The organism is Nocardia uniformis NBRC 13702, assembly GCF_001613345.1.
In the GTDB taxonomy this organism is placed as follows: Bacteria; Actinomycetota; Actinomycetes; order Mycobacteriales; family Mycobacteriaceae; genus Nocardia; species Nocardia uniformis.
The window spans coordinates 1-7833 of the sequence record NZ_BDCE01000083.1 but is presented as its reverse complement, the minus strand read 5'-3'; the positions used below and the strand labels follow the sequence as shown (position 1 = coordinate 7833).

The window sequence follows — 7833 nt, the reverse complement described above, 5'->3', positions numbered from 1 at the left end:
CACCCGGCTGGAACCGCCACTTACGCTCGACAACTCGGCTACGTAGGCCCCGAGAACAGCAGTTAGCCCCCTCACCCCGTCAAAACTCGGCCAATACGGGCCCGCAGGCCGCGAAGTTCAGCAGCTACCTCGGGCGAGTCGTGGAGGTCGAAGTCGACACCCAGATCGAGGAGGCGCAAAGCTACCCATTCGGGAGCGTCGTCGCGGCGGGCATCCAGACGGCAGGTGTTGTCGTCGAGAGGCGTGATGTCGCCAGGGTCGTCGCCCAGGCGGCCGATCACCCGGTGAGCCGGAGCCTGAATGGTGGCTTGAATGTGGAAAGCCGGTGTACCCCAGTCGGTTCGCTCGCCCGCGACGTAGGCGGCCGGGTCTACCGCGGGGAGGGTACGGGGGCTGAAGCGGGCGGCGGTGGGCTGGGGGCGGTCTATGCGGTCTACGCGGAAGGAGCGCCAGTCGTTGCGGTCGAGGTCGAAGCAGACGAGGTACCAGCGGCGGTGGGAGGAGACCAGGCCGACCGGTTCTACATTGCGGCGGGATTCGGCGCCCGAGGCAGCGCGGTAGGCGAAGCGGACTCGTTCGGTATTGGTGATGGCGGCGGCCAAGGTGGTGAGGACCTCGGGGTCCACCGGGGTGGTGCTGGGTGCGAGAGTCGCGGTCGCTGTGGCCAGGACTCGGACGCGGCGGCGGAGCTTGGTGGGCAGGACCTGCTCGAGCTTGGCCAGAGCGCGGACCGATGCCTCCTCGATACCGGCGACCGCCGATCCCGCGGCGGCGCGCAGGCCGACGGCGATGGCCACGGCTTCCTCGTCGTCGAGCAGTAGCGGGGGTAGGGCGGCTCCGGCGACCAGACGATAGCCGCCCGCTACGCCGAGGGTCGCCTCGACGGGATAGCCGAGGTCACGCAGGCGATCGATATCGCGGCGCACCGTGCGGTCGGTGACGCCGAGACGCTCGGCCAGTTCGCTGCCGGGCCATTCGCGCGGGGTCTGCAATAGCGACAGCAGCCGCAGCAGTCGCGCCGGTGTGTCTGTCATGTTCTCCAGTCTGCTCCATAATTAGGACCGAACTAGTCCTATATACTCTCTAGTGTGGTCAACAGATCGAACGACCGACCACAGGAGTAAAGCGATGAGCTTCGAAATCCGCCCCTTCCGCATCGAGATTCCGCAGGCCGATATCGATGACCTGAACGACCGCCTAAGCCGCGCGCGGTGGTCGCAACAGCTCCCCGGCCAGGATTGGGAGCGCGGCGTACCGGTCGACTACCTGCGTGAGCTAGCCGAGCACTGGCGGACCGAATTCGATTGGCGTGCACAGGAAGCCGCGTTGAACGAGTTCCCGCAGTTCACTACCGAGATCGACGGGCTGGATGTGCACTTCCTGCACGTACGCTCCCCCGAGCCGGACGCTCTGCCGCTGATCCTCACCCACGGCTGGCCGAACTCCTTCGTGGAGTTCACCAAATCCATTGCCCTGCTGACCGATCCGCGCAACCACGGCGGCGATCCCGAGCAGGCGTTCCATGTGGTCATCCCCTCGGTGCCCGGCTTCGCCTTCTCCGCCCCGCCGAAGGAGATGGGTATGACGACCCGCAGGGTCGCCGAAAAGTGGGTCGAGCTCATGGACCGGCTCGGCTACGAACGCTATGGCGTACAGGGCGGCGACCTGGGTGTGTACGTGGTGCAGGAGATGGCGATGACCGCACCGGATCGGGTGATCGGTGTGCATATCGACGGCGGTATCGGCATGCCCACCATCGACGATGTGCCGACCATGACGCCCGACGAGCGCGCCGAATGGGACATGATGCAGCAGTGGATGAACGGCGTCGACCACCACGTCCTACTGCACGGTGCCCCACAGACTTTCGCGGCCGCGTGGACGGATTCCCCGGTCGGGCTGATGGCGTGGTTGGTCCACAAGTTCAAGGAGTTCTCGCCGATGGCCGAGAACCTCGAGGATGCGGTCGAGCGTGACCACCTGCTCACCAATATCAGCATCTACTGGTTCACCAATACCGCTGCCACCTCGTCGTGGCCGATGTACAACGGACTGGGAGATGGCGGGTTCGCCTGGCCCGAGGGGCAGAAGCAGGTGCCGGTCGGCACGTACGGTGGCGGCTCCGCCCTCATGCTCCGGCTCGCCGAGCGCGACAACACCATTGCGCACTGGCCTGATGACAACCCGGCCGGCAACCACTTCATCGCCATGGAACTGCCCGAGGCCCATACCGCCGATATCCGAACCTTCTTCGCCAAGCTGCGCTGACCGTATCCACCCGACCCGGTCTCGACCTGACGCAATGTCCATCTGACACAGTGTCGCCATGAACAATGGAGTTCGGGCGGCACTGTGGAGATCGTGACATCGCTCCCCGCCGACACCCAGCTGTCCCAGGTGGCAGCGCGTATTCGGCGGATCGAGGACCTCGGTTTCGACACCGTGCACATTTCGGAGACGGTGCACGACCCCTTCGCGATCTGCGCGCTGGCCGTCGAGCACAGCACCACGCTGACCGTGCGCACCAGCATGGTCGTGGCCTTCCCCCGCAGCCCCATGCTCACCGCCTATGCCGCCTGGGATCTCGCACGCTTCTCCGGTGGCCGGTTCCAACTCGGTATCGCCTCGCAGGTACGCGGCAATGTGGTGGACCGATTCTCTGCCCCCTGGACGGATCCGGTTGCCCAGCTGGGTGATTACGTCGACGCGCTGCGCGCCATCTTCACGTCCTTCCAGCACGGCACGCCGCTGGAGCACCGGGGCAGCCACTACACGTTTACGCGCTTACAGCCCTACTTCAATCCGGGTCCGCTCGAGGTCCCCGCCCCACCGATCTGGATGGGCGGCGTCAACCGGCGCATGTGCGAACTCGCTGGTGCGGTCGCCGACGGTTTCGTCGCACACCCGACCGGCTCGCACCCGAGATCGCTGGTCGAGCAAGTCATTCCGGCCCTACAAACCGGTGCTGCCACCACCGGCCGCAGTGGACCAGCGGTGGTCGTAGTCCCCAAGGTGATCACGGGTCGCGATGACGCGGCGGTGGCCGTCGCACGCGCGGCCGTTCGCTCGGAACTCGCCTTCCTGTATTCCACTCCGGCCTACCGGGGCACCCTCGATCGCCTCGCTCTCGGTGATACAGCGACCGAACTGGCGCGGGCGGCGCGGGCGAAGGAATGGGAGCGGCTGCCCGAGTTGCTGGACGACGATATGGTCGCGAGGCTGGTTCCGCAGTCCGCCTATGCGAACCTGCCCGAGGTTCTCGACGAGTGGTACAGCGGTCTCTGCCAGGGTATTTCGCTGGAGCCCCCGCACGATCCCAGCGACGACAACGAATTCCGAACGATGCTTACCCGAATTCGCGCTATCCCTTAGCGTGCGGGGTCCGCAATGCGGCGAACCACTCGAGCAGCACCGGATCATCCACGGCGGTGGGCTCGACCACCCGTTCCAGATCCCCACCCTGGAACAACTTCTTGATCGGCACCTCCAACTTCTTACCGGTGCGCGTATGCGGGATACCCGGCGCGAGAATGATCTCGTCCGGCACATGCCGCGGTGAAACCTCGGTGCGGATAGCCGAATTGATGCGCTGCTTCAGCCCATCGGTCAGCGTGGCACCCGCGGCGAGCACCACGAACAGCGGCATCCAATACCCACCGTCGGAATTCTCCACACCGATCACCAGGGCCTCGGCTACCTCGGGAAGCGCCTCGACCACCTGGTAGATATCGGCGCTCCCCATCCGAATGCCATTGCGGTTCAGGGTGGAATCGGAGCGACCGTGGACGACGATGCTGCCGTGTTCGGTGATCGAGATCCAGTCACCGTGCCGCCAGACGCCGGGGAACATATCGAAATACGCGTCGTGGTACCGAGATCCGTCGGGATCGTTCCAGAAGCTCACCGGCATGGATGGCATCGGCTTGGTAATAACCAGCTCACCGACCTCGTCCCGCACGGGCTCGCCCTTCTCGTTCCAGGCGTCCAGCGCCGCACCCAGGTACGGCACGGACAGCTCCCCCGGCCACACCGGCACGGTACGAACCCCGCCGATGAATGCCGACACCACATCGGTGCCCCCACTGATGGAGGCGACCGGGACGTGTTCGCCGACATTGTCGCGCAACCACAGTGACGACGATGGCGGCAATGCCGAGCCGGTAATGCCGACCATCCGCAGTGCGGACAGGTCGTGATCACGGCGAGGTACGGATCCGGCCTTGGCACACGCGAGCACATAGCCCGGGCTGGTACCGAGCACGCTGGCGCGGGTACGTGCGGCCAACTCCCACAGGCTGTCCGGGCCCGGATGGGTGGGACTACCGTCGTAGCAGACGATGGTGGCCCCGACCAGCAGTCCGGCGATCTGGAAGTTCCACATCATCCACGATGGGCTGGTGTACCAGAAGAAGGTGTCGTCGGGTCCGATATCGGATTGCAGGGCAACAGCTTTCAAATGCTCCAGCAGGACACCGCCGTGACCGTGCACAATACCCTTGGGCTTTCCGGTGGTCCCGGAGGAATACAGCACCCACAGCGGATGGTCGAAAGCCACCGGCTCCGTGCTGAATATCGGTCCGTCACCCGCGACGGTCTCGGCGTCAACCAGGCCGAATTCGCAAGCGTCCCAGGGTAACGCGTGCCGGATCGTGAGGCCCAGACGTGACACCATGACGGTCGCGCGTAGCGAATGCAGTCCGCTGCGCAGCCCCTCGACCTCGTCACATTTACCGTGCGACTTCCCACCGAAGCGATAGCCGTCCGCGGCGACCAGCACCTTCGGCTCCAATTGTCCGAGCCGGTCGAGGGCTGCCTGCGCCGAATAGTCCTGTCCGCAGGCGCTCCAGATCGCACCGAGGCTGGCCGTCGCGAGGAAGGCGATAGCCGCCTCCGGGATATTCGGCAGATACCCGACCACCCGATCCCCGGGACCGACGCCGAGCTCCTTCAGGACCCTCGCGAATCCGGCCGTCCGCGCGATCAGCTCAGCCCAGGAGATCTCACGAATCTCCTCGCCCTCGCTCACCGCGAGAATCGCGGGCTTATCCACGCGCGCCTGCCGGAGCACCTGATCGACATAGTTGAGCCGCGCGCCCGGAAACCACTGTGCGCCCGGCATGGTCGCATCGGTAAGCACCTCCCCCGGTATCTCACCGAGGTCGAAATACTCCCACAGGGCCGCCCAGAAACCGGGCACATCATCGACGGACCACTGCCACAACGTCTGATAGTCCGGCGCGGAAATGCCCGTCCGCCGCTCCACGAATCGCGCGAAATCGGTAACTCGTGCCGTCGCGATATCCGCCTCGCTCGGCACCCACTGCGGTTCCACCACTAACCTCCTACGACGCGAATCCCGCGCTGTCCGCGCCTTGCGCCCGGCGAACGATCCGCTCGGCATGCCGGATCACGGGGGCGTCCACCATCGCGCCTTCATAGGTGAATACCCCACGATGGTTCGGAACCTCGTCGAGCAACCGCTGTGCCCAGTCGATCTCTTCGGAGGTCGGCGCGTAGGCGCGGCGGATGACCGGCACCTGGCTCGGATGAATGGCGACCTTGGCGTCGAAGCCGATGGCGACCGCGTCGAGGGTCTCCTCCGCCAGCTTGTCCAGTTCGGCGATATCGAGATACACCGAGTCCAGGGCGAATTTGCCGTAGGCCTTGGCGGCCAGCAGCGCTTGCGAGCGCACATGTCGCGCCACATCACGGTAGCTGCCGTCGGCATGCCGACTGGAATTGCCGCCCAGTCCAGCGACCAAGTCCTCGGCACCCCACATGACCCCGATGGCATTGCGCACGATGGCCGCACGCCCGACCGCCAAGGCGCCCAGCGGCGATTCGATGAGCGGGATCACCTCGTAGTCCGCCAGGGTGGTGATCTGTTCGGCCGATTCACATTTGGGCAGCATGATGCGCCGGTACTCGGTGCGCAACAGAGCGTCGCGGTCGAGCATGTGCTCAACGGTATTGGCCGCGTTCACTCGAATTACGGTGCGCTCGGGATCGAGCGGGTTGGCAATGAGCGCCTCGCGGGCGGCGGCCTTATCGGCCTCCGCGACACCGTCTTCCAGGTCGATGATCACCACATCGGCCGCGGCGGCGGCCTTCGCATAGCGTTCGGGGCGGTCGGCGGGGCAGAACAGCCACGCCGGTCCCGGCATCTCCCAGATCATGCGGGCAGCCTCCGGACCAGGGTTTTGCGGACCGCGGTCGCGACGATATCGCCGTGCTGATTGCGTCCGGTGTGCGCGAACGTCACGATGCCCTCCCCGGGGCGGCTCTTGGATTCCCGTTTGTCGGTAATGACGGTTTCCGCGTATAGCGTGTCACCGTGGAAAAGCGGTTTCGGAAAGGCGATTTCGGAGAAGCCGAGGTTGGCCACAATGGTGCCCTGGGTCAACTGCGCCACCGACAAACCAACCAGTGTGGACAAAGTGAACATGGAATTCACCAGTCGCTGATGGAAAGGCGGTTGCGTCTCCGCGAACGCCGCATCCAGATGTAGCGCCTGTGTGTTCATGGTCAGGGTCGTGAACAGCACATTATCGGCCTCGGTGAGGGTGCGACCGGGCCGGTGTTCGTAAACCACATCGGTCTCGAACTCCTCGAACCATAGGCCGCGCTGTACAACTCGGCGGACTTCTTGCGTTATTTCAGCCTTCGTTGGTTCAGCGTTCACAGTCCCAACTCTCGCCCGATCAGCATCAACTGCACCTCCGTGGTGCCCTCACCGATCTCCAGAATCTTGCTGTCGCGATAGTGCCGCGCCACAGCATATTCGTTCATGAAGCCGTATCCGCCGAAAATCTGGGTGGCGTCACGGGCATTGTCCATAGCGGCCTCGCTGGCGACAAGTTTGGCGATGGAGGCCTGCTTTTTGAACGGTTTTCCGGCGAGCATGAGCGCGGCGGCGTCGTAGTAGGTAGTGCGGGCGGTATGCGCGCGGGCCTCCATGCGGGCGATCTTGAAGGCAATGGCCTGATTGCGGCCGATGGCCTGACCGAATGCCTCGCGCTCCTTGGCATAGCGGATGCTCTCGTCCACACAGCCCTGCGCGGCACCCACCGAGAGCGCGGCAATGGCGATGCGGCCCTCATCGAGAATGCGCAGGAAGTTGGCGTAGCCGCGACCCGCTTCGCCGAGCAGGTTCTCGGCCGGGACGCGAACATCGGTGAAGCTCAGCGGATGCGTATCGGAGGCATTCCACCCCACCTTGTTGTAGGCGGGTTCGGCGACGAAGCCGGGAGTGTCGGTGGGCACCAGGATGGTGGAGATCTGCTTCTTGCCCTCCGCCTGACCGGTTACGGCGGTGACCGTCACCAGGCGGGTGATATCGGTACCCGAGTTGGTAATGAACTGCTTGCTGCCGTTGATGATCCAGGTATCGCCGTCGCGGACGGCGGTGGTGCGGGTACCGCCGGCATCGCTGCCCGCGCCCGGTTCGGTGAGCCCGAAGGCCGCCAGTGCGCGTCCGCTGGTGAGCTGCGGCAGCCACTCCTGCTTCTGCTTGTCATTGCCGAAGCGGTAGATCGGCATGGCTCCCAGCGAGACTCCGGCCTCGAGGGTGATGGCCACGCTCTGATCGACCTTGCCGAGCTCCTCCAGGGCCAGGCACAGGGCGAAGTAGTCGCCGCCCATCCCGCCGAATTCCTCCGGAAACGGCAGGCCGAACAGACCCATATCCGCCATGCCCGCGACGACCTCATAGGGGAAGGTGTGGTCGGCATCGTGCTTGGCGGCGACCGGGGCTACCACCTGCTTGGCGAAATCCCGGACGGTCAGGGCGAGTTCGCGATACTCGTCCGGCAGGGTGCCGGTGGAAAGGAAGTC

The 7833-nt window shown here is 65.0% G+C and carries 7 protein-coding genes; 2 read left to right on the top strand and 5 right to left on the bottom strand.

Translation table 11 applies throughout. The annotated features are described in order from the left end of the window. Positions 1–71 precede the first annotated feature (71 nt). Positions 72–1034: a helix-turn-helix transcriptional regulator gene (locus NU1_RS31205; RefSeq protein ID WP_067527063.1), complete on the bottom strand. Its 963-nt coding sequence runs from the start codon at positions 1032–1034 to the stop codon at positions 72–74. 94 nt (positions 1035–1128) lie between these two features. On the opposite strand from NU1_RS31205, the gene NU1_RS31200 reads away from it, so the two are divergent. Both NU1_RS31200 and NU1_RS31195 read left to right on the top strand, forming a co-directional pair. After that, complete coding sequence (locus NU1_RS31200) at positions 1129–2268, top strand: epoxide hydrolase family protein (protein ID WP_067527062.1); 1140 nt, start codon at positions 1129–1131, stop codon at positions 2266–2268. A gap of 84 nt (positions 2269–2352) precedes the next feature. After that, positions 2353–3372 (top strand): TIGR03617 family F420-dependent LLM class oxidoreductase, encoded by a 1020-nt coding sequence (locus NU1_RS31195; RefSeq protein WP_067527061.1) that lies wholly within the window; start codon positions 2353–2355, stop codon positions 3370–3372. On the opposite strand, the gene NU1_RS31190 is transcribed toward NU1_RS31195, so the two are convergent. The 4 genes from NU1_RS31190 to NU1_RS31175 all read right to left on the bottom strand — a co-directional run. After that, positions 3362–5335 carry an acetoacetate--CoA ligase gene (locus NU1_RS31190; protein WP_067527060.1) on the bottom strand — a complete coding sequence of 658 codons (1974 nt, stop codon included), beginning with the start codon at positions 5333–5335 and terminating at the stop codon, positions 3362–3364. The two genes, NU1_RS31195 and NU1_RS31190, sit on opposite strands and share 11 nt — an antisense overlap. Positions 5336–5342: 7 nt before the next feature. Then, entirely contained in the window at positions 5343–6176 is an 834-nt protein-coding gene (locus NU1_RS31185) for an HpcH/HpaI aldolase/citrate lyase family protein (protein WP_067527059.1), read from the bottom strand. Next, positions 6173–6682 carry a MaoC family dehydratase gene (locus NU1_RS31180; protein WP_245720396.1) on the bottom strand — a complete coding sequence of 170 codons (510 nt, stop codon included), beginning with the start codon at positions 6680–6682 and terminating at the stop codon, positions 6173–6175. The genes NU1_RS31185 and NU1_RS31180 overlap by 4 nt, the downstream gene beginning before the upstream one ends. Next, positions 6679–7833 (bottom strand): acyl-CoA dehydrogenase family protein (locus NU1_RS31175; RefSeq protein WP_067527058.1); only part of this gene is annotated, 1155 nt, incomplete at its 5' end. The genes NU1_RS31180 and NU1_RS31175, both read right to left, overlap by 4 nt.

Excerpts from the sequence above, each read along its gene's own strand:
- NU1_RS31205 (WP_067527063.1), bottom strand. The coding sequence starts at position 1,034 with ATGACAGACACACCGGCGCGACTGCTGCGGCTGCTGTCGCTATTGCAG.
- NU1_RS31200 (WP_067527062.1), top strand. The coding sequence starts at position 1,129 with ATGAGCTTCGAAATCCGCCCCTTCCGCATCGAGATTCCGCAGGCCGAT.
- NU1_RS31185 (WP_067527059.1), bottom strand. The coding sequence starts at position 6,176 with ATGATCTGGGAGATGCCGGGACCGGCGTGGCTGTTCTGCCCCGCCGAC.